The organism is Streptococcus anginosus, from assembly GCF_001697145.1.
Lineage (GTDB): Bacteria > Bacillota > Bacilli > Lactobacillales > Streptococcaceae > Streptococcus > Streptococcus hominis.
The window spans coordinates 1,652,349-1,675,463 of sequence record NZ_CP012719.1 but is presented as its reverse complement, the minus strand read 5'-3'; the positions used below and the strand labels follow the sequence as shown (position 1 = coordinate 1,675,463).

Here is a 23,115-nt window from a genome sequence, read left to right as displayed (position 1 = left end):
AGGAACTCGATGACCAATATTCGAGAAATAGCGAAGTTGAGTGGCTATTCGGTGTCCAGTGTGTCGCGCGTGCTTAACAATCACCCATATGTATCAGACGAGGCACGGGAGAAAATCCTGCAAATTGTCAGAGAACTGGACTATACTCCAAATCTAGTCGCAAAAGAACTGAGTTTGGGCAATACTTATAAAGTGGGTGTAGTCATTCCTCATGTGCGTCACACTTATTTTACCAAGCTCATCAACGGTATGTTGGATCAAGCGCAGAGAAGTGCCTATAATTTGCTGCTTTTGCCGTCTCAGTATGACAAAGAACTAGAGATTCAGTACCTGGAACAATTGCGAGGTCAGGCTTTTGATCATTTGATTTTCACCTCACGAAGCATAGATTTGGAAACCATTGCTTCCTATGCTAAGTACGGAAATATTGTCTGCTTAGAAAAGGTAAACCATTCTCAACTGAGTAGTGTCTATGTGGATCGCAAACCAGCTTGCAGAGAAGCTTTTCGCTGGTTGAAAGAACTGGATTATCAACATTTATCCCTTATTTTCACTCGTAAAGACAAGCGCAGTTCTACCTATCGGATGGTCAAAGACGCTTATGATGAGGTCTATGGATTGGAGCATACTCCGGTGATTATCGAAGGGGTTGCTATAGAAGAAGACGCTTATCAGAAAGCTTCTGAATTGTGAAAACACCCAGAGATAGACTGTATTTTTTCAAATGGGGACGACATAGCAGCTGGATTTATGCGGGCTTACGAAGAAGCTGGGAAACAGCTCCCTTTCATCATGGGGCAAGAAAATATGCTGGCCGGACGTCTCTTGGGTCTCTCTACCATAGACAACAAATCCTATCAGCTGGGTCAGGAAAGTTTCAAGCAGGTTTTATCTGAAGAGAAAAAAACCATTGTGCTCAAATCGGAATTTATAGAACGGTGAAAATTCTGTAGTTTTGCAAAAAGATATTGTTTGTAGTCTAACTTGTATCGTTTTTTATTTGAGGTGATGCAAAGTCTCATTAGAGTGAAGTCAATCCTGATAACTTTGATGTAGGAATGTTGTGTTTGATCTAAGCCTAGAAACGGCTGATATCACGAATTCAGAATGACAGGCATAAACTGGATTTTAGAAGCTACGAAAGGATGTGTTTAGCGAAATTAAATTTAAGAGATAAAAAACGAATCCTTAAAAAGTTTCTTGATTGTATTCTATAGCAATTCCCCCTGGCAGAATACAGAATTCTGTTAGGAGGATTTTTGATATAAAAATGCATGAAATTACTTGACAAATTATATATATAATTTGTACTGGAGAGGTTTTAATTATATTATGAAAATAGGAAAAATTGTACCATTTGTTTTGTTGCTTTTGATTGTCATTCTTTTTCCGCTGAATCCTTATATAGCAGCTTTTATCGCTGTGATGAGTCTAGGGATAGCATTTTTGATTCGGAGAAATAGAATATAAAAATAGTGAAGAATTTCATAAAAAAAGTTTTAGGAGCTAAGATTTACGTTTGGATTGTGTTAGCCGTTCTTGCTACTTTTTTTGTCGTCGCAAAAACTTATAATATTATTGGGTATTTCCAAGGGAAAAATGCTTCAGATGAGCGGAGTCAGATTTACACTCAAATCACGCATCTAGAGAAAGTCAACGAAAGTGTCTTTTTAAATGTCGGAATTCAAAGGGTTGAAACGATTGAGAAAGATAAGAAAATACCTGGAACTAATATCAGCATTCCACTGTCTATAAAGAAGGCTATTATTATTCTTAATTATAATGCTAAATTCGGGATTAAGGAAGCAGTGAAGGTTAGAAAGCTTGCGGAACATCAGTATGAATTAACTATTCCTAAATATAAAGTGATAGGAGTAGAGGTTCCAGATAATCCAAAATATCGATATAAACTATATGATACAAGAGGACAGCTGTTGAGTGGAGCAACCGAAAATATTGATACGGGAGAATATGTATCCAGAGGGCTTAGTAGTAAGGAGCAAGAAGGGTATATCAAGCAGTATAAAAAAATTATCACAGAGTCAGCAGAACATTACTATACAAATATTGTGAGGAGTATTGATCCAGAAGCTAAAGTCACATTTAAAAACGTGAATGGGTGAATGGATAGTAAGAAAATGAGTTTTAATGGCTGGGCGAAGATTAGTATGAAAGCAAAAAAGGCTTAGAATCTGGTTTAAATAAACCTTGATTTTAAGCCTTTTATAGTGTCGTTGGTTATCTATTTATGCCCCAAAATGGCGTTTTTGTCCGATCTCTTTAGAATAAACAGTCTTCTTAACACTGACTAGAATGACGGCGTCTAGGGGATAAGTTAAGTATTAGAAGGTTTAATATTTACTATTTTATTTTACTTTGTTGCATAATTACGGTATATTAGGTATAACATATTTTATTGGAGGCATGCTAAATGAATCATCAATGGGATAAACATAAATTTTTATTTATGATCTGTACAGTATTGCTACTGGTTTTAGGGAGCATAGTCTATTTTCTTGTTCATTCTAGGACAGATGGCACTCCTAATGAAAAACAAGTGGCATCATTTACAACATCTTCGCTGTCGGCTAGTTCTGACAATCAAGTTAACATCACAGGGGATTATATGGCCAATACAGGTGATAAAGCCCGACTTGATAGGAATGGTAAGCAGAATGGTAAGCAATGGACGATTGGCTACCAGACTCCTGATGGTGCTGTTTCAGGACAATTTACGACAGAGTGGAAAACGGAAGGGGATGCTTTAGTTGCAACGGATAAAATGAAAAAGTCAGATGGAAATACAGATTTTACAATAACGATACGTATTTTCAAATATAAAGCAAAAAAGAATCATCTGATTACCATCACTATGTCTGATGGAAACCCAAATCACGAAATGGCTTTTGCAAATCAAAAGGATTTCTTTGAGTCAAGCAAGGAGGGTAAAAAAGAGCCCCCTAATCAACAAGATTTAGATATTGCAGCCATTATGAAAGGTGATTATAGGACTTTGGCAGGATACTGGAAGAATGAGGAAGGCAGAGAAATAACTATAAGCTCAGACGGAAAAACGAACAGAAATGAGAATATCTCTCCCAATTTAATCTCCACTTCCAAGTTTCCAACACTCAATATACGATGGGGTAATACAGGGGCTCTGATTGCCTTATTTAAAATTGGTTTTAAAAATCCGTATGGTGATAAATCTGATACCAGCAGACCAAGATTGTTGCTCGGTCAAAATATCGGAAATGAACCTGCTGATCAGTATTATTATAGGCAATAAGGATAAATACTAAGTTATTTTTCTTTCTTGAAGAAAAGATAATGAAAAGCTCTTGACTTGTAATCAACAATAAGTGGTATAGGGATTCTAGTTTTCCAACAGTTCACCATTTTTTGCGAATCTACTTTTCTCCTACATTTGGTCAGATAATTTGCAAAATTAATATGAAAGCGCTATAATTTTGACAGATTAATATTAGGAGGATTGGTTTTATGAAATCATCTAAAGCCACAATCACAATTTTTTCAGCTCTTGCTTCGGTTATTTTATTGACCAGTTGTGGGACAAAAGCAACTGATAATAAGGCTACGCAAAGCAACACATCTGACAATAAAGTTACGATGACTTATGATCAATTGCGGTCAAGGGAAAACACCATGTCCACTCTTTGGTATCAAAAGTCAGATGAAGCTAAAGCGTTGTACCTGCAAGGTTATAATGTTGCGACGAATCGTTTGAAAGAATTGTTGCAAAAACCGACAGATAAGCCTTACTCAATCGTTCTTGACTTAGATGAAACGGTATTAGACAACAGTCCTTATCAAGTTCAAAATGTCAAAGACGGTACGGCCTTTAATCCTAAAAATTGGGATGCTTGGGTACAGAAAGCTTCAGCTAAAGCTGTTCCTGGTGCCAAAGAATTTCTCCAATATGCACATCAAAACGGTGTTCAAATTTACTATGTTTCTGACCGTGATGCGAGCCAGGTAGACGCGACAATTAAGAATTTGGAAAAGGAAGGTATTCCAGTACAAGGGAAAGATCATTTGATGTTTTTAGAAAAAGGTGTGAAATCAAAAGAAGGTCGCCGTCAGAAAGTACAAGAAACGACGAATTTGGTCATGCTTTTAGGTGATAACCTCGTTGACTTTGCAGATTTCTCAAAAACATCAGCAGAAGAACGTAGTAAGAAATTAGAAGAATTAAAGAACGAATTCGGTGAAAAGTTCATCATCTTCCCAAATCCAATGTACGGTTCATGGGAAAGCACCGTTTATAAAGGTAAAAAATTAGATGCGAAAGGCCAAACTGAAGAACGCCAAAAAGCATTAGAAGGATATAAAAAATAAAAAGGAAAACAGACTCAATGTCAACTGTAGTGGGTAACCTATCGCTAAGTACGAGAGAGAATCAGATTGGTTCTCTCTTTTTTGATGTTCAAAGCGATGAGAATTTTCGTTTTAAAATTGTCAAAGTTCCGGAAACCAAAAGCTTAGCATTTGACGTCCTTGATGAGATGATTGGTTTATATTAAAAACAATGAGGGGATATTCCTTATCTATTTTTTAATCGAAAATTCATTTGTTTTATGGTAAAATAGTTTCATTACAATACGAGGAAAAAAGATGTCATCTACGTTTGAAATTTTAATGAATCAAATCAATATGCCACTTGATATGAGACAATCAAGTGCCTTTTTACATGCAGAAATTGAGCAAGTTTTAGTGCATACCGTCAGTCATGTCTGGGAATTTCAGTTTGCTTTTGGAGAAATTTTACCCATTGAGTTGTTTCAAGAATTAAAAAAACGTTTAAATGAAGAATTTTCTAAGACGGGCAACCAAGCTATTTTTGAAATTAAGGCTGCCAATCAAGATTTTACAGAGGAGCTGTTGCAGGCTTATTACAAAGAGGCTTTTACAGAAGGACCTTGCGCCAGTCAGGGCTTTCGTAGTATGTACCAACAGTTAAAGGTACACGCGGACGGCGATCAGCTCTGGATTGAGGGCCCCTCCAGTATTGATACGGAGCATTTTCGGAAAATCCATTTGCCAAATTTAGGCAAGCAATTGGTGAAGTTTGGCTTTCCGCATTTTCACTGTCAGGTCAAAGCAAGTGATGCCTTGACTCAGAAACAAGTCGAGACTTTCCAAGCTGAAAAAGAAAAGATTGTGCAAGCGGCTAATGATGAAGCTCTCAAAGCTGTCGAAGCGCTGCAACAAATGGCACCACCACCAGCTGAGGAAAAACCAAGCTACTCTGATTTTCAAGCACGAAAAGCGGCTGCTCGACCAAAGCTGGACAAGGCAGAGATTACGCAGATGATTGACATCCAGACCGAGGAAAATCGCATTGTCTTTGAAGGTATGGTCTTTGATCTTGAGCAAAAAGTTACCCGCACAGGGCGTGTGCTGATTAACTTTAAGATGACTGATTATACTTCTAGTTTTGCCCTTCAGAAGTGGTTTAAAAACGAAGAAGAAGCCAAAAAATTTGACATCATTAGGAAAAATTCTTGGTTGCGTGTGCGTGGCAATATTGAAATGAATAACTTCACGCATGACTTGACCATGAATGTCCAAGATGTGCAAGAAGTGACACATTATGAGCGGAAAGACTTGATGCCAGAAGGTGAGAAACGGGTTGAATTCCACGCGCACACCAACATGTCAACCATGGATGCTCTTCCAGAAGTGGAGGAATTGATTGCGACAGCCGCTAAGTGGGGACATAAGGCAGTTGCGATTACTGACCACGGCAATGTACAGAGCTTTCCGCATGGCTATAAAGCTGCTAAAAAAGCTGGTATTCAGCTGATTTATGGCATGGAAGCTAATATCGTGGAAGACCGAGTTCCTATTACCTATAACGAAGTGGATATGGAACTCAAGGAAGCCACTTATGTTGTCTTTGACGTGGAAACTACCGGTTTGTCTGCTATTTACAATGACTTGATCCAAGTAGCGGCAAGTAAGATGTACAAGGGGAATGTCATTGCTGAGTTTGACGAGTTTATCAATCCAGGTCATCCTTTGAGTGCTTTTACGACAGATTTGACGGGGATTACAGACGAGCATGTCAAAAATGCGAAGCCACTCGAGCAGGTCTTGCAAGAATTTCAAGACTTCTGTCAAGATACGGTACTTGTTGCCCACAATGCTACTTTTGACGTGGGATTTATGAATGTCAATTATGAACGGCATGGGTTGCCACAGATCACGCAACCAGTCATTGATACCTTGGAGTTTGCCCGTAATCTCTACCCAGAATACAAGCGCCACGGTTTGGGACCATTGACTAAGCGTTTTCAAGTATCGCTTGATCATCATCACATGGCTAATTATGACGCGGAAGCGACAGGACGCCTGCTCTTTATTTTCATTAACGATGCGGCAGAAAAACGAGGTGTCACCAATCTTCAAAAGCTAAACACAGATTTGGTGGATGAAAACTCCTATAAAAAAGCGCGAGTCAAACATGCTACGATTTATGTAAAAAATCAAACGGGTTTGAAGAATATTTTTAAATTAGTCAGTTTGTCTAATACAAAGTATTTTGAGGGCGTGCCGCGGATTCCACGAACAGTTTTGGATGCGCACCGAGAAGGCTTGATTTTAGGAACAGCCTGTTCAGAAGGAGAAGTGTTTGACGCGGTTGTTTCGCAAGGCGTCGATGCTGCAGTGGAAGTTGCGAAATACTACGATTTTATTGAAATCATGCCGCCAGCAATTTATGCACCGTTGATTGCTAAAGAGCAGGTCAAGGATATCGAAGAGCTTCATACCATTATTAAGAATTTGATTGAAGTGGGAAATCGATTAGACAAGCCTGTTCTTGCTACAGGTGATGTGCATTATATCGAGCCTGAAGAAGAAATTTATCGAGAAATTATCGTCCGCAGTCTAGGGCAAGGAGCGATGATTAACCGTACCATTGGGCATGGCGAAAATGCTCAACCAGCACCACTTCCAAAAGCGCATTTCCGCACAACCAATGAAATGCTGGATGAATTTGCCTTCTTAGGTGATGAATTAGCTCACAAAGTGGTTATTGACAATCCAAATCAATTGGCAGCAACCTTTGAACCAATTGAAGTGGTGAAAGGTGACCTCTATACGCCATTTATTGACAAATCAGAGGAAAAAGTCGCTGAAATGACTTATGCCAAAGCCTTTGAAATTTATGGAAATCCGCTGCCGGATATTGTAGACCGACGAATTGAGCGGGAATTATCCTCCATTTTGGGGAATGGATTTGCCGTGATTTATCTGGCTTCGCAAATGTTGGTACAGCGTTCAAATGAGCGTGGCTATCTGGTGGGTTCACGTGGTTCGGTCGGCTCTAGTTTTGTGGCGACCATGATTGGGATTACTGAGGTAAACCCTTTATCTCCTCACTATGTTTGTGGCAAATGCCAGTATTCAGAATTTATTACGGACGGTTCTTACGGTTCAGGCTTTGATATGCCAGATAAAGATTGTCCGCATTGTGGATATAAGTTGAGTAAAAATGGACAGGATATTCCTTTTGAAACCTTCCTTGGCTTCGATGGTGACAAGGTGCCTGATATTGACTTGAACTTTTCTGGTGAAGATCAACCGAGTGCTCACTTGGATGTCCGAGATATTTTTGGTGAGGAATATGCCTTTCGTGCTGGTACGGTTGGTACAGTCGCTGCCAAAACAGCTTATGGTTTTGTGAAAGGGTATGAGCGGGATTACAATAAATTTTACCGTGACGCAGAAGTAGAGCGATTGGCGCAAGGTGCAGCAGGTGTCAAACGGACGACTGGACAGCACCCTGGAGGAATTGTGGTTATTCCAAATTATATGGATGTCTATGATTTCACACCAGTTCAGTATCCGGCGGATGATTTGACGGCAGAGTGGCAAACGACTCACTTTAATTTCCATGATATTGATGAAAATGTCCTAAAACTCGACGTTCTCGGTCATGATGATCCGACCATGATTCGGAAGTTGCAGGATTTATCCGGCATTGACCCAAATGAAATTCCAATGGATGACCAAGAAGTTATGGCTCTCTTTTCTGGAACAGATGTTCTCGGAGTAACGCAGGAGCAAATAGGTACGCCGACTGGTATGCTGGGGATTCCTGAATTTGGAACCAACTTCGTGCGGGGTATGGTGGATGAAACTCATCCAACGACCTTTGCGGAATTGCTTCAATTATCAGGATTGTCTCACGGTACTGACGTATGGTTGGGCAATGCACAAGATTTGATTAAGCAGGGAATTGCTGACCTGTCCACCGTTATCGGTTGTCGGGATGACATTATGGTCTATCTGATGCACAAGGGCTTAGAGCCTAAAATGGCCTTTACCATTATGGAACGGGTGCGGAAAGGCATGTGGCTCAAAATTTCTGATGAAGAGAGAAATGGCTATATCGCTGCTATGAAGGAAAATAATGTGCCTGAGTGGTACATTGAATCTTGTGGAAAGATTAAGTACATGTTTCCCAAAGCTCACGCGGCTGCCTATGTGATGATGGCCTTGCGGGTGGCCTACTTCAAGGTGCATCATCCGATTTATTACTACTGTGCCTACTTTTCTATTCGTGCCAAAGCCTTTGACATCAAAGTCATGAGTAGTGGGCTAGATGCAGTGAAGCGCAAGATGAACGAAATCGCTGAAAAACGCAAAAATAATGAAGCTTCCAATGTTGAAATTGACCTTTATACAACTCTAGAAATCGTCAATGAAATGCTGGAAAGAGGCTTCAAATTTGGCAAACTCGATCTTTATAAGAGTGATGCGACAGAATTTCTTATTGACGGAGACAGCTTAATTCCTCCATTTTCTGCTATGGATGGTTTGGGAGACAACGTTGCAAAACAATTGGTTAAAGCGCGTGCCGAAGGAGAGTTTCTTTCAAAAACCGAGTTGCGCAAGCGCGGTGGCTTATCCACTACTCTAGTTGATAAAATGGATGAAATGGGGATTCTAGGCAATATGCCAGAAGACAATCAGCTCAGTCTCTTTGATGATTTATTCTAAGATCTTTTCTTTTGATGAATGTGGGAAACTTTCATCAGAGACAGCTGCCATTAAACTAAAATTTTCGCTCGTTTGTTTGCAAAATATGATTGGTTTTGCAGCTTCATGGTAATGACTTCCTGCGAGTAGCTGGCTGTTTTTTGAAAGGTTCTACTAAAATAGTCAAAGTAGAGTGGAAATTTTACTACTTGTAAAGTTTTTTACAAAATTTTATAGATTACGGTTGTTCTTTGTAAGCTATTTACACAAATAGAAAGGATACATTATGAAGTTAATGATTTCAGCTGAAGATAAAAAAGCCCTAAGAGATTTTCATTATTCACTAGAATTTTCTGGAAAAGTAGTACTTGCCTCGGTGGCGTTGGTCAGTTTGGCTGTGTTAGCAAGTCGTGCCTGTTCTTCCAAAAAGAAGAAAAGCTGCTGTTTGCATAAAAATAGTGCAAAAGTGAGAATAATAAAATAATCAGGAAGGATAACTAAATGATTGGGAGTATGTTTGTCGGCTTCATTATTGGTCTAATTGCAGCAGCAATCACCAATCGTGGAGAACGAATGGGCTGTATTGGCAAGATTTTACTAGGTTGGTTTGGAGCCTGGCTTGGGCAAATGCTATTTGGTAACTGGGGACCTCATCTGTCAGATACAGCGATTATTCCATCTGTGTTGGGAGCGATTATTCTTTTAGCTATTTTCTGGGAAAGAGGAAGCTGACTTCTAAAAATAGGAGTGAGACCGATACCTACAATTGCTAGTGCAGTCGCTCACAAAGGAATTAAAATTTGAAAATGTTAATCTCAGCTATCTTATTTCAAAACTTCGGTGCAAAATGTCTCGTATAGTCTCACCCCACAAGGTGACTTAACAGTTTTCCCTACTGTTGAGGTAATGAATGCAGAAAACGAAATTTTCATCAAAATTGCTCTTTGGAGTTTCAAAAGCGAATGAAGATGAGACTTGCTTCACAAGTTCTATTTACCACCTCAAAACGGTGCTTTGTTTTGTGCGATAGCAGTTGCGTTAAAATTGCTTGTCATCCTAAAGTCATGAGTCTGAGACAGATTCACACGATAACTACAAAAAAGAACAACCTTGATTTTCTGTTTATCAGAAGCCAAAGTTGTTCTTTTTATTTGTATTCTTGAGTTATAGTGCTTTTATAAAGAAATTTTAATTGGGAATGCTGTTATATCAGAGATTCCCTTTTATTTATTATTCAATCACTAACATACCGTCTTTGATTGCGAAGGGTTCTTTTTCATTGATGCGGTCATAGAACATGATGCCGTTGGTGTGGTCAATCTCGTGTTGAACCACGATTGAGTTGTATCCTTTGAGTTTGATACGGTGTTTTTCACCTTCTTTGTCAAAATATTCAACAGTGACGCGTGCATGGCGCACGACATAACCAGGCACTTCGCGGTCAACTGACAAGCAGCCCTCCCCTTCAGCTAGTGCGGCATCTTGAACAGAATGTGCCACTACTTTAGCGTTGTACATAACCGTTTGCAAAGCATAGGCTTCCTTTGGTGGATTGCCCTCTTTATCTGGCAGGTTTGGCACCAATACGGCAATAATCCGCTTTGACAGATCTAGCTGAGGTGCAGCTAGACCAACGCCGCCTCGAAGTCCCATTTTTTCAGCCATCACAGGATCTTGTGAATTCCTCAAAAATTGGAGCATTTTTTCACCCAAGATAACTTCTTGCTCGGTAAGTGGAAAGGTGACATCCTTGGCGACTGCCCGAAGCGTTGGATTCCCTTCGCGAATGATGTCATTCATATCAATCAAATGAGCTGGTTTTGTTAATTTTTCAATAACAGACATGTTTTCTCCTTCGTTCTAAAAATGGATTTTCATTCCAAATTAAATTCTTCGTATATGATAAATATAACACAAAATAGAGGAGAAAGAAAGGAATCGAAATAGCGTGTAATGAATATGTGGAGAAAACACGAAATAAATTAGTAAAAAATTAGTCTATTTTGCTTGATATTTTTAGCAAAAATATGTATGATATTTAGTTGGATACCTAAAATATTATTAGTAACAAAATAAATTACTTTTTAGGAGGGACAAAAAATTGAAAATTCTACTATTTGGAAATACGGGATATGTAACCAAAAAGTTTATACAAGAAGCTTTTCCAAAGGATACGGTTTATCTTTTGGGAGAAACAGATTTAAAAAGTTCAAAAAAATTAAAATTGACAGTTTTTCCGAAAACAAAAGAAACCATTTTAGTAGAAGTTTTAAGAACCTATCAATTTGACCAAATTCTTTATTTTTCTAATTTGCTAACTTATAAGAATCAACGAGTAGGGGAGCTAGAACGGCTGCAAACTTTTTTACATCGTACCGAAGAATTATCTCATTCGAAAATTCTTTATGTGACAGGACCAGAAGTGCTTAATGATCCTCAGGAGCTAGAAAGGGCGGCAGAGGAGATTTGCCTCAATTGGTCCAAGACAAATGGGCGATCTCTGAAAATAGTTCGTAGCCCTTATTTGTATTCTTCCAAATTGCCAGAAGATTATTTGTATCAGTTGTTTGACAGTCTTCACCAAAATAAAACAGTTCATATTGGAGAACATCCAGATGAAATTGCGAATTTTATCAATTCAGAAGATTTAGCAGAGCTAATCAGCAAAATTTTTGATAGTTGGAATGACCAAACAGAAATCTTAACTATTTATAACCCCTTTCAGATTACATTTCAGCAATTTGCGGCGAAATTAGAAGAACTGTCTCTCTCTAAAAGTGCCATAGAGATTGATTCAAAGTCAACTGAACCTTATCTTTATCGCTCGACAGATGAAGATAATTTAAGACAACGTTATGGCTGGTTTATTCGTTACTCGGTTCTAGATGATCTATCAGATCTTTACAAAGATTTCGTAAAAGAAAATAAGACGTCTAATCATCTGGAATTCAATCATTTGAAAAAAGCTATTTATCTGATGCGGTCTCATAAGGTTTATCAAAAGGTAGCTGAAATTTTGCTTGCTTTTTTACTATCAGAAGGTTTGAGTACGCTATTAAATGGTTTCAATCAATTCAAAATGATTGATATTCGCTTATTTTTTGTAACCTTGATTAGTACAATCTTTGGAACTTTATATGGCATTTTTGCTGGTCTCCTTTCAATACTAGGGTTATTTGCAGCCAATATCTTCTCGGGAGGAAACTGGCAATCAATCGTCTATAATACCGATAGGTGGATTTCCTTTGCGGCTTATATGTTCGTTGCTCTTATTTGTGGGATTATCCAGATGAAGTACCAAGATGAGAAAGAAATGCTAGAAAAAGAAAATCAGCTGCTAAATGAAAGAAATGAACTCTTATCTATCTCCTATGAGGATGCAGTTTATGATCGTGAAAAGCTCGTTCAGCAAGTCGTTAGCAATCAAAATGGTGCGAGCAAACTATTCTCTATTTTTCAACAATTGGATAAGCCGACAGTAGAAGCCGTTTTAAATGAAACGAAGAAAGTTATTGAGGAGCAATTGGGAGCAAATAAAGTCAACATTTATTCATTATCTAATTCTTCTGACTTCAATCTAAGTAACTACCCGACATTAGCAGAAGAGTTAAAAAATGATGAAGTTTGGATAAATAAGAATCTTCTTCCAGATTATCCATTTTATGCATTAGAAATAAAAGCTGTTTCAGGATTAAAGTACCTCCTGTGGATTGAAGATGTTTCTTATAATCGTTTATCGCTCTCTCGCCTCCACTTTTTGCAAATGATTGGTGGAGTAGCAGCTTCCATGTTAGATAAAGCGGGTTATCATCAAGCATTTGCAAACATTAAAAAGACGATGTCTTTGGAGAATAATTCTAACTCAATCAAACACGGAGGTTGATAAATGGAATACATTATTTCTATTTTTTGTGTGATTTTAGATTTGGTTCTATGTATTCATTCTTACTATTTGCTCCAATATAAAAAAATCAAACTACCATTGTTTTATATTGTTTTTCCTATTGCAATACCGTTTCTAGGTTATCTTTTGCTTTGGCTTTTAAATCTATCCAGACATGACGATAAATCAAATGTGTCTCTTCTGGCAAAAGAGGTAGATGTTTGGACGGAGATAAGTGGAATTGAAAACAAGAACGAACTAGGAAATGCATATGAGGATGTCGAAGAACTCATTCCGTTAGAAGAAGCGCTGTTGTTGCAAGATAAGGAGACAGCACGGTGGATGTTAATGGAAATGGTTAGTCGGACTCCAAATCGTTTTATTGATTTGTTGTTTTTGGCTCGTAAAGATGAAGATACAGAAGTTGTACATTACGCTACAACTTTGATTGCGGAGGTGTCACGACAGTACGATGTTCGTTTGCAAAATTTAAATAAAAAGTATCGTCAAAATCCTAATGATTTCCAAGTTTTAACAGAGTATTGTGCTACCTTAGCAAGTTACTTGCAAAAGGGACTTGTCACTAAACGGTTGGAAACACTACTTAGAACAGATTATTCAAATCTTTTGGAGAAAAAGATACAACAAAAAGAAGAGTTGTCGGATTATCTGAATTTCATTAAAAATGAATTGTTGCTCAAACATTATAATCGAGTTAAAGATTATTTAGATTTGATTTCACAAAAGTGGACACAACAAGAAGACATTTATATGTTATATCTGCAATATTATTATGAAACAAAACAAGGGGAAAGGATAAAAGAATTAGTAAAGGCTATAAAGGAAGATTCAATTTACATCTCAAAAGAGAATCGAGAACAATTAGCTTTTTGGCAGTCTTAAAGGTTGGAAGGAATGAAAAAGAAGAAAAAAACATTGGCTTATTCAAGAGAATCCATTATAGTGGTGGTTATTTTTCTTTTGTTAGCCGCATTTTTATGGATTCAAAAAAGTGGGGAGCGTTATACGGTTGCTACAAGTAAAAATACCTATCTAAAAGGGAATATTCCTACTTCTAAAACAGTTTTTGAAAGCTTGGCAAAAGAAAATCTTGTCCTTTATGATGAGAGCAATGATACCAGTAGACGAGCGAAAGAACAATTCTCGCAGATTCTTAAAGACATGAAGCAAGGCTATCAATTGGTTGATATTTCAAAAGATTCTCTTCCTAGTTTTTCAAATTATAAAAAAGTTATCGTACTTTTAAGCGATTTAGAAACTCTGGGAGAAAAAACGCAGGAAATGGTTGACTGGGTTGAGCAAGGCGGAAATGTTCTCTTTGGTGTTACGCTAGTTAAGGATAATGCTTCTGCATCCATTGAGCAAAAATTAGGAGTAACGAATTCCAGTGCTGAGAATTCTGTGGTAAACAAAATGTATATTGATAAAGACTTCATGATTGGTGGTGGGAAAAGTTATCCAATTGATGGAGGATTTGAATCGGCTTGGACGGTCTCTCTTTCATCAGACACCAAAGTTCACGCTTGGACAGATAATGAAGCGCGTATTCCTCTCGTTTGGGAGAAAAAGTATGGCAAAGGGAAGTTTGTCGTAGATAATTTTGGAATTTATGAAAGAGCAGTTCGTGGGATTTATGCGGCTTCTTATAGCTTGTTGACAGAAGCAACAGCTTATCCAGTAATTAATGGTGCTACGTTCTATTTGGATGATTTCCCTTCACCAGTACCAGCAGGAGATGCTACCTACATTAAGCGAGATTACAATACAAGTATTTCTGATTTTTATACGAATATTTGGTGGCCGGATTTATTGAAGTTATCTGAAAAGTACGGTATCAAGTATACTGGTGGTGTCATTGAAAATTATGAAGATGATACATCAGGAAATGTAACGGCACAAAAAGATATAGAGCGCTTTAAGTATTTTGGAAAATCTCTTTTAGCAAATGGCGGAGAGATTAGCTACCACGGTTATAATCACCAGCCACTTTCTCCAAAGGATGTTGATTATGGAGATGAATTTCCAACATACAAGACTTGGAAAGACAAAAAAGCAATGGAATCTTCTATTCGTGAGTTGATTCGATTTACGAAGGAGCTCTTTCCAAAAGGCGAAAAGTCTGTCTATATTCCACCTTCAAATGTTCTTTCAAAAGAAGGAAGAGAAGTGTTGAGAGCGAAATTCCCAGAGATTAAAAGCATTGCCAGTAACTATTTCCCAGGAAGATTTACCTATTCTCAAGAATTTGAGGTAGCTGATGATGGACTGATTGAGCAACCACGGATTGTTTCAGGTGCATCATGGGACAATTATTCTAAGTTGACTGTTTTTTCAGAGCTGAATATGCATTATGTAATGACCCATTTCCTCCATCCAGATGATGTGATGGACGAAGATCGAGGTGCAAAACTTGGCTGGGCAAAATTATATAAAGATTTTAGTGATGAGATTGCATGGGTTGATAAAATGGCACCTAATATTAGAGATTTGACGGGTTCTGAAATGGCGGGAGCCATTCAACGCTATGGTATTTTAAGTGTTCAGCAACAGAAGACTGATACTGGTTTGGAATTAAATCTTGGGAATTTCCATGATAATGCCTACGTAATGCTTCGGTTGAATGAAGGAAAACCAGGAAAAGTGACAGGTGGGAAATTAGAGCATTTGACTGGTAATCTTTATTTATTGCATGCTACGTCTGCAAAAGTAGCGATTGAATTGAAATAAAAAGAGAAAAGAAAATAAAAATGAGAATCTGTTTGGTTTTAGAGGGCTCTTACCCTTATGTACATGGTGGTGTATCCACTTGGATGCACCAATATATCACAGAAATGAAAGAACATGAATTTATCATTTGGGTTATTGGGGCCAATGAAGAACAAAAGGGAAAATTTGTCTATGAATTTCCTGAAAATGTCGTAGAAGTTCATGAAGTATTTCTGGATAGCTTAGGTAGCTCAAAAATAATAGAGAAAAAAATTGAAGAACTATCTCGTGAAGAGTATGACGCTTTAAAACAATTAGTTTTTTGTGCAAAACCTGATTGGTCTCTTATATTTGATCTGCTACAAGAAGGAAAAATTCAGCGAGATAATTTTTTAGCGAGCGAAGAGTTCTTTTCCATGATTCAAGAGCTATGTGAAGAAAAATATGCTTCACAGCCTATGTCAGATGTCTTTCATACCATTCGTTCCATGCTTTTTCCTCTGTTGAACCTCTTATCAAGCAGTATTCCTTCTGCGGATGCGTATCATGCTATTTCTACAGGGTATGGTGGTATTCTAGCTACATTAGCAAGCACACGTACGCGAAAGCCGTTACTTCTAACGGAGCATGGTATTTATACACGTGAACGTGAGGAAGAAATTATTCGTGCAGATTGGATCTTGCCCTCTATGCGTAAGCAATGGATTGATTTCTTTTATATGTTATCAGATGCTATTTATTCTAAGGCAGATTGTATTACGAGTCTTTTTTCAAAAGCTTGTGAAACACAAATTGCTCTTGGTTGTGATGCGAAAAAATGCCGAGCTATTTCAAATGGTATTGATTATGAAAGCTTTTCTAACATTCCTTTTGAAAAAGATGATGATAGTTGGATTAATATTGGAGCTGCTGTCAGAATGGCTCCAATTAAAGATATTAAAACTATGATTTATGCTTTTTACGAAGTATCAGCGCAGATGTCAAATGTTCGCCTTTATATCATGGGTGGGGTGGATGATGAAGCCTATGCAGAAGAATGCTACACTTTAGCTCGTAAATTAAAATTAGAAAATCTGATTTTTACAGGACGTGTAGATGTCAAGGAATACTTAAAAAAGATGGATTTCATGATTCTAACAAGTATATCAGAAGGACAACCATTATCTATTTTGGAGTCAATGGCTGCTGGAAAACCTTGTGTTACAACAGATGTCGGCTGTTGCAAAGAATTATTAGAGGGGCGCGAGGATGATGGACTGGGAGTAGCTGGTTACTGCGTGCCGCCAACGGATTTAATGAGTTTAGCTCATGCTATGCTTGTTATGGCAAGTTCAGAAGAAAAACGTCTAAAAATGGGACAGATTGCTAAAAAGAGAAGTGAGCAATTTTACCAGTATCATCAAATGATTGAACAATATAGACAATTATATAAGGAGTATGTAAAATAATGGCAGGGTTGGGATTTGAGCTGCGAAAAGTGTATAATAAAGGTAACTTCCTTGCAAAACAAAAAGCTTATGGTTATGCAGGAGTTGTATATGTCGGACCGATGCTTCTTGGGATTTTGCTTATTTTAGCAGTTGTCGGTCTAAGTGTTCTAGGTCACTTCGGGAATGGTGAACGCGATCATTTGCTGGGCTTGATTTCGTATTCTATATTAGCTTCTCTAGCAATTACCAACCTCTTTTCAATGATTGTCACTCGCTATGTAGCAGATATGCTTTATGAGAAAAAGTTTGAAAAAGTGCTATCTTCTTATTTTTCCTCTGGAGTCGTGATGCTAGGTCTTGGAGTTGTGACTTATGGAGTTTTTCTCTTGATTTCAGGGATTCCTTTGTTAGAAATCATCTTAAATTTGGTCTTGTTTAGTGAACTATGCCTAATTTGGAATGCCGTGAATTACTTAACAGCTGTAAAAGATTACCGTAGTATTCTAAAAACTTTTGCTATAGCAGTAGGTATTACTATTGGAGTTGGTTTAGTGGCGCTGGCATCGGCTATTCCATATGGTTTGCTCCTTAGTGTTTGTATATCTTATGGCTTCATTCTTGTACAAATGATTCGTATTTTGTACAGGCACTTCCCCAAAAATTATGCCGCCAATTTTGAATTCTTAATTTGGTTTGATCGATATTTAGATCTTTTCAAAGTAGGCATTTATATGTTTATTGGACTTTTTTCCCATATCGTCATCAATTGGTTTGGCCCACTCGGCAAGGGAATCGGAGGATTGTTTCATACATCACCGGTTTACGATGTCCCTGCCATGTTAGCTTATCTGGTTACTTTAGTATCAACTGTAAACTTTGTGGTCTCTGTTGAGGTGAAGTTTTATCCTAAATTTAGGAAATATTACCATATGTATGAAGGAGTGGGAAGCGTTAAGAAAATCAACCAGAGCGAAATTGAAATGATGAATGTTCTTCGGAATGAATTAAAGTATTTATCATGGAAACAGCTTCTGGCTACTTTATTAGCCATGTTTGTGGGAATTGTTCTATTGACAGTTTTACCGCTCGGTTTTAACAGTCAGATGAAAGGTTATTTTCAAACACTTTGCTTAGGTTACGGGCTTTATGCTGTAGGAAATGTCAATCTATTGATGCTACTTTATTTTGTTGATTATGAAGGGGCAAAGAAATGTGCGAGATGGTTTGCAGGAATCTCTGTTATTTTTAGTATCCTTACCCAATTTATGGATACATCTTTTATTGGATATGGCTTCTTATTAGCTGCTCTTGTACTTTATCTTACGGCGAGTACGCGATTGAGCGAATATACAAAAGATCTTCCCTATCGTATCTTAGGAAGTCAAGAAGTCGTTTATCGTGAAGAGGAAGGCTTCTTTACGAGGTTATTCACTACTTTGAAAGCGAGGTCGAAGGATGGATAATAAATGGACTAAATTTTTACTGGTTTTTGGATTCATGGCACTTGCATTTATTATTTTAGCTATTTCTGATAGTGGTGGAAACAAAACGAAGCAACCAACTACAAAACATGTAAAAAAAGAAAAAGTGGCAAACATCAACGATCGTCATCTTCGAGATAAAGAATCTTTGTATGCCCAAAAAGACCCAGATGTTATTACTATGTATTTGACAGTGAGACGCGGAAATACTGCGGAGAACACCGATCACTCTTGGCGAGAAATCAATCAATATTCTGCTTATGATTATGAAAAAATGGGAGTGAAACGCTATCAGGTTGCAGGGCTTTTACAAGTAGGAAATGAAAAAGGTCCTGTTGCGGGTGAATTTGGATTTGAGGAGCAAGTTCCAAATGCGACCGTTCAAATTCGAGGACAAAGCTCCAGCCGTTCAAAGCAGAAAAGTTATAAGATAGAAATCAAAAAAAATAAAGGGACTTGGGAAGGACAGCGAACGATCAATTTGAATAAGCATCCTTATGAATCTCTTCGTTTTCGAAATAGGTTAGCTTTTAAATTGATGGAGGGCATTCCGCAAATTGTTGGACTTCGCACTCAATTTGTCCATTTGTATGTAAAAGATGAAACTGGTTCAGGTTCAAAGAATTTTGAGGACTATGGACTATATACACAAGTTGAACAACTGAATAAAACAGCTCTTGAAGCGCATGGATTAGATAGAGCTGGTCAACTTTATAAGTTGAACAACTTTGAATTTTATCGGAAGGCAGATGCTATTCGAAAGGAAAATGACCCAAAGTTCGATAAGAAAAAATTTGAAGAACTCTTAGAAGTTAAGGGGGATCATAATCATACCAAGCTTATTGATATGTTGGATAAATTGAATGATAAGTCAACGACAGGCGATAAAATATTAGAAAAATATTTTGATGCCGAAAATATCCAATATTGGTTAGCTTTTCAGATTTTAATGGGAAACATTGACAGTCAAAATCGGAATATGTTCCTTTATAGCCCACAAAATGGAACTCGTTGGTATATTTTACCTTGGGATTTGGACGATTCTTTACGGAAAGGCGAGAGAGAACTTCGTAGGTCGGGTGCGCTGGGACAAAATTCTTGGCGTTATGGTGTGAGTAATTATTGGGGGAATCTCCTTTTTCAACGATTGCTAAAATCTGAAAGATTTAGAACGGGTTTGGATAAAGTGGTTGATAAATTATATAGAAATCAACTTAGTCCTAACAGTATCGGTGACTTGAGCAAGCAATATGCGAATATTGTCAAACCATATTTAAGTCGTATGCCAGATGTGGAGCGTATGCCTATAAAAGAGGAGCAATATGACAAGATTTTAAATGAATTACCAAAGGAAGTTGAAAAAAATTATCAAGATTATAAAAATAGTTTGCAGTCTCCTCAACCATTTTATATTGACCAGCCAAGAGTTAAGAATGGGGAACTGGTTCTTAAGTGGATGTCATCATATGATTTTAACAATAAAGAAATCACTTATCATGTAGAATTAGCTAAGGATCCTAACTTTAAAGATAAGATCCTTGACAAGAAAGGTCTAACAGAGATAAGTGTCACTACAAAACATCTTCCAAAAGGTCAATATTTTATGCGCGTGATTGCTACAAATTCTGATGGTAAATCTCAGGCTGCTTTTGAACAATATCGTGTGGATACTACCAGTCTTTTTGGCGTTTTAAGTTTTTATGTGATGGAAGATGGTAAGATAAAGGTTGATGTTTATGAAAATAAATAAAGAAGAACAGTTTCGTCATGAAGGGAAATACCTGATTGGTCTGAAAGAAAAAGAACTATTGACGCAACGCTTTGGCTCCATCCTATCTTTGGATAGACATGCTCAAAATGGTGGCTATACCATTCGCAGTCTTTACTTCGATGATTATTGGAATAGTGCTTATGAGGAAAAAGAAGCGGGAATTTTGATGCGTAAAAAATACCGTATTCGGATCTATAATTTTAGTGACCGAAGTATCAAATTGGAGCGCAAAAAGAAATTTGGACAGTATATTTATAAGGAAGCTGCACCTTTGACACGAGAAGAAACAGAGAAAATTATTGATGGAAATTATGATTTTCTTCTTCATAGTCCCTATTTGCTGTGTCGAGAATTTTATGTTGAATGTGTGGCAAATATGATGCGTCCTCGTGTCATAGTAGACTATGAGCGAGAACCTTGGGTTTATGATACGGGGACAGTTCGTTTAACATTTGATTCAAATGTTCGTGCTGCTATTGGTAGCTATGATATATTTGATGAAACCTTACCAACTTTACCTGTTTTATCACCGGGGAAGTTAGTTTTTGAAGTAAAATATACAGAATTGCTTCCCCAAATGATAAAAGAGGTTATTCCCCCCCAAGCTTCCGAGTTTCTTGCCGTATCCAAATATGTATTGTGTTATGAAAAAACAGCCTACTTGCATGATTTCGGATACTGGTATGATACAGACTACTAGTAGAGGAGAAAAAGATGAGTGTTCAAGATATCATTAAAAAATCTGTCTTACGATCAGAGAATTTTACTACCCAAAATATTGGGAAAATTGTTGCGACCTTACTATTAGCCATTGCATTGGGAGCCTTTATTTACTTTGTTTATCAACGATTTTTTACCGGCGTTGTCTATTCTAGAAGTTTTGCCATGACCTTGGTTGGAATGTCTATTTTAACAGCGATGGTAACACTAGCTATTAGCTCAAACATTGTTATTTCACTTGGTATGGTAGGGGCGTTGTCTATCGTTCGTTATCGTACGGCGGTTAAGGATCCGATGGACTTGCTTTATCTGTTCTGGGCTATTACAACAGGAATTACCGTTGGAGCGGGTATGTATATTTTAGCCTTAGTAACAGCAGCTGTCATTTTTGGCATGTTAATCATTTTTAGTAAAATGCAAGAACAAGGAAAAGTCTATATTGCTGTTATCCATTATCAAGGAGATGAAGCTGGCGATAAAGTCATTCAGACCTTTGGAAAAATGAAATATTTTGTGAAATCAAAGACAATGCGAGGAGAGACCGTTGAAATGGCAGTAGAAGTCTTTTGTCAAAAAGAGGATTTCACTTTTGTAGAACAAATACGTAATATTGAACAGGTTTCGGACGTAACACTAATCCAATATAATGGTGAATACCACGGATGATGAGAATGAGTAAAATAATATCAATTTGTTTGAGCGTTTTAGCAGCCCTATTTATTTGCATAGCAATTTTTTCCCCGTCCTTGAAAAAAAATAGAAAACGAGTGGAGCAGAATTTCACCTACTCCGATAAAGTGGTGTCCAATCCTTTAATGGGCTACGCTCCTTCAGCGAAAGAACCAGAAGTAACCAAAGATATTCAGTTGGTCTATATGGATGTGACTTGGAAAGAGCTGGAACCTCAAAAAGGAGTATATGCTTGGGAAGCCTTAGAAGAAAAAAATCAGCTCAAACGTTGGCTAAAAGAAGGCAAACATGTTGTTTTACGCTTTGTTTTGGACTATCCTCGGAAAGCCACTCATGAGGATATTCCTTCTTGGTTAATCAAAGAAATGTCTGATCCGGGAGACCGCTATACTTCTTCCTATGGGAAAGGCTTTTCTCCGAATTATGAAGATAAAAAGCTGATCCATTATTATCAAAAAGCGGTTGCTGAAATGGGACGGCGATGGTCTGGTTCTGGACAAATTTCTTTTATTGAACTAGGCGTTTTAGGGCATTGGGGAGAGTGGCATGTCAATGGCGAAGCTAATATTCGGAAGTTGCCAGAAGCTGATGTTCGTGAAAAATACATTACCCCTTGGATAAATGCTTTTCCAGAAGCGAATATTTTAATGCGGCGTCCGTTCGTAGCCGCTAAGAAACATGGATTTGGTCTTTATAATGATGTAGTTGGAGATGAAGAAAGTAAAAAAGTTTGGCTCAATTGGATTCAATCTGGCGGAGATTATGATCAAGAAGATGCAAAAAATGGTTTAGTCCCTATGCCAAATGCCTGGCAAACAGCCCCTATAGGTGGTGAATTAACCAGTTCAGCTACTATGAAAACTCTCATGGGGAAAAAGCTGAAACAGATCATCAAAGAACTTCAGGAATCTCATACTACCTTTTTGGGTCCTAAAATTGCTGAAATGATAGACAATGACGATAGTAGCTATAATGAACTGTTGAAAAATATGGGTTATCGTTTGTGGGTTCCACAGATGACACTTACTTCTAGTAAGAAATCTACTCAGTTATCCATAACATTAGCAAATAAAGGCGTTGCTCCCTTTTATCGCAATTGGAAAGTGAAGATTTACGTTCAAGATAAGTCAGGCGCTATTGTTGAAAGTAAAACTGTACCAATTGAATTGACAAAAATCTTACCTCATAAAGCACAAAAAGTAAAAATTTCTCTTTCAACTGCTAACTTGACTGAGCAGGGAAGAGGTTATAAAGTTGCTTTAGGAATTGTTTCTCCTCTCACCAAGAAACCAGCTGTTCATTTTGCTAACAAAGGACAGGAAAGACAAAAATTGCTGACCTTGTATGAAGATTGAAACTAAACAAACCAACGTTGTATTCTTATTTATGGCGTTGGTTTTTTAT

Annotated in this window: 19 protein-coding genes and 1 pseudogene; 18 read left to right on the top strand and 2 right to left on the bottom strand. The window is 37.6% G+C overall.

Annotated elements, in window-relative coordinates:
* Nucleotides 1-9: 9 nt before the first annotated feature.
* The 6 genes from SanJ4206_RS08145 (at nt 10) to SanJ4206_RS08125 (ending at nt 4,359) form a co-directional block, all read left to right on the top strand.
* Nucleotides 10-693: a LacI family DNA-binding transcriptional regulator gene (locus SanJ4206_RS08145; protein ID WP_022525317.1), complete on the top strand. Its 684-nt coding sequence runs from the start codon at nt 10-12 to the stop codon at nt 691-693.
* A gap of 57 nt (nt 694-750) precedes the next feature.
* Entirely contained in the window at nt 751-942 is a 192-nt protein-coding gene (locus SanJ4206_RS08140; protein ID WP_022525316.1) for a type 1 periplasmic-binding domain-containing protein, read from the top strand.
* A gap of 390 nt (nt 943-1,332) precedes the next feature.
* A complete protein-coding gene (locus tag SanJ4206_RS09860) occupies nt 1,333-1,470 on the top strand; it encodes a hypothetical protein (RefSeq protein WP_187152427.1) in 138 nt (45 codons plus the stop codon).
* Nucleotides 1,467-2,123, top strand: coding sequence for a DUF4230 domain-containing protein (locus SanJ4206_RS08135; protein WP_037593447.1), 657 nt, complete (start codon nt 1,467-1,469; stop codon nt 2,121-2,123). Before SanJ4206_RS09860 ends, SanJ4206_RS08135 begins: the two co-directional genes overlap by 4 nt.
* Before the next feature lie 308 nt (nt 2,124-2,431).
* A complete protein-coding gene (locus SanJ4206_RS08130) occupies nt 2,432-3,289 on the top strand; it encodes a DUF6287 domain-containing protein (RefSeq protein ID WP_022525314.1) in 858 nt (285 codons plus the stop codon).
* 212 nt (nt 3,290-3,501) lie between these two features.
* Entirely contained in the window at nt 3,502-4,359 is an 858-nt protein-coding gene (locus tag SanJ4206_RS08125; RefSeq protein WP_022525313.1) for a 5'-nucleotidase, lipoprotein e(P4) family, read from the top strand.
* Nucleotides 4,360-4,403: 44 nt separating this feature from the next.
* On the opposite strand, the pseudogene SanJ4206_RS08120 reads toward SanJ4206_RS08125, so the two are convergent.
* Nucleotides 4,404-4,535: pseudogene (locus SanJ4206_RS08120) on the bottom strand (ISL3 family transposase); the annotation flags it as partial.
* Nucleotides 4,536-4,635: 100 nt separating this feature from the next.
* Here SanJ4206_RS08120 and SanJ4206_RS08115 point away from each other — a divergent pair.
* From SanJ4206_RS08115 to SanJ4206_RS08105, 3 genes are all read left to right on the top strand, one after another.
* A complete protein-coding gene (locus tag SanJ4206_RS08115) occupies nt 4,636-9,030 on the top strand; it encodes a PolC-type DNA polymerase III (protein WP_022525311.1) in 4,395 nt (1,464 codons plus the stop codon).
* A gap of 265 nt (nt 9,031-9,295) precedes the next feature.
* Nucleotides 9,296-9,493 carry a hypothetical protein gene (locus SanJ4206_RS08110; RefSeq protein ID WP_003039358.1) on the top strand — a complete coding sequence of 66 codons (198 nt, stop codon included), beginning with the start codon at nt 9,296-9,298 and terminating at the stop codon, nt 9,491-9,493.
* A 17-nt stretch (nt 9,494-9,510) separates the two neighbouring features.
* On the top strand, nt 9,511-9,741 hold the full coding sequence (locus SanJ4206_RS08105; RefSeq protein ID WP_003039588.1) for a GlsB/YeaQ/YmgE family stress response membrane protein: 231 nt from the start codon (nt 9,511-9,513) through the stop codon (nt 9,739-9,741).
* Nucleotides 9,742-10,239: 498 nt separating this feature from the next.
* Here SanJ4206_RS08105 and def read toward each other — a convergent pair whose 3' ends face one another.
* The gene (gene def, locus SanJ4206_RS08100; protein ID WP_003039413.1) at nt 10,240-10,854 is read right to left on the bottom strand and encodes a peptide deformylase; all 615 of its coding nucleotides are present in this window, start codon (nt 10,852-10,854) and stop codon (nt 10,240-10,242) included.
* Between the two features lie 256 nt (nt 10,855-11,110).
* Between def and SanJ4206_RS08095 the strand changes: the two genes are divergently transcribed.
* From SanJ4206_RS08095 to SanJ4206_RS08055, 9 genes are all read left to right on the top strand, one after another.
* Complete coding sequence (locus SanJ4206_RS08095) at nt 11,111-12,892, top strand: hypothetical protein (RefSeq protein ID WP_004224618.1); 1,782 nt, start codon at nt 11,111-11,113, stop codon at nt 12,890-12,892.
* 3 nt (nt 12,893-12,895) lie between these two features.
* Nucleotides 12,896-13,795, top strand: a complete 900-nt coding sequence (locus SanJ4206_RS08090) for a hypothetical protein (RefSeq protein WP_004224619.1) — start codon at nt 12,896-12,898, stop codon at nt 13,793-13,795.
* A 12-nt stretch (nt 13,796-13,807) separates the two neighbouring features.
* Nucleotides 13,808-15,640 carry a DUF2194 domain-containing protein gene (locus SanJ4206_RS08085; protein WP_003039652.1) on the top strand — a complete coding sequence of 611 codons (1,833 nt, stop codon included), beginning with the start codon at nt 13,808-13,810 and terminating at the stop codon, nt 15,638-15,640.
* A gap of 20 nt (nt 15,641-15,660) precedes the next feature.
* Complete coding sequence (gene pelF, locus SanJ4206_RS08080) at nt 15,661-17,067, top strand: GT4 family glycosyltransferase PelF (protein WP_004224620.1); 1,407 nt, start codon at nt 15,661-15,663, stop codon at nt 17,065-17,067.
* Nucleotides 17,067-18,512, top strand: a complete 1,446-nt coding sequence (gene pelG, locus SanJ4206_RS08075; RefSeq protein ID WP_004224623.1) for an exopolysaccharide Pel transporter PelG — start codon at nt 17,067-17,069, stop codon at nt 18,510-18,512. The genes pelF and pelG overlap by 1 nt, the downstream gene beginning before the upstream one ends.
* Nucleotides 18,505-20,280, top strand: a complete 1,776-nt coding sequence (locus SanJ4206_RS08070; protein ID WP_004224625.1) for a CotH kinase family protein — start codon at nt 18,505-18,507, stop codon at nt 20,278-20,280. The genes pelG and SanJ4206_RS08070 overlap by 8 nt, the downstream gene beginning before the upstream one ends.
* Nucleotides 20,267-21,001, top strand: a complete 735-nt coding sequence (locus SanJ4206_RS08065; protein WP_022525169.1) for a polyphosphate polymerase domain-containing protein — start codon at nt 20,267-20,269, stop codon at nt 20,999-21,001. Before SanJ4206_RS08070 ends, SanJ4206_RS08065 begins: the two co-directional genes overlap by 14 nt.
* Before the next feature lie 14 nt (nt 21,002-21,015).
* Nucleotides 21,016-21,687, top strand: coding sequence for a DUF4956 domain-containing protein (locus tag SanJ4206_RS08060; RefSeq protein WP_004224631.1), 672 nt, complete (start codon nt 21,016-21,018; stop codon nt 21,685-21,687).
* Between the two features lie 101 nt (nt 21,688-21,788).
* Nucleotides 21,789-23,066 (top strand): DUF4832 domain-containing protein, encoded by a 1,278-nt coding sequence (locus SanJ4206_RS08055; RefSeq protein WP_022525168.1) that lies wholly within the window; start codon nt 21,789-21,791, stop codon nt 23,064-23,066.
* Nucleotides 23,067-23,115 lie beyond the last annotated feature (49 nt).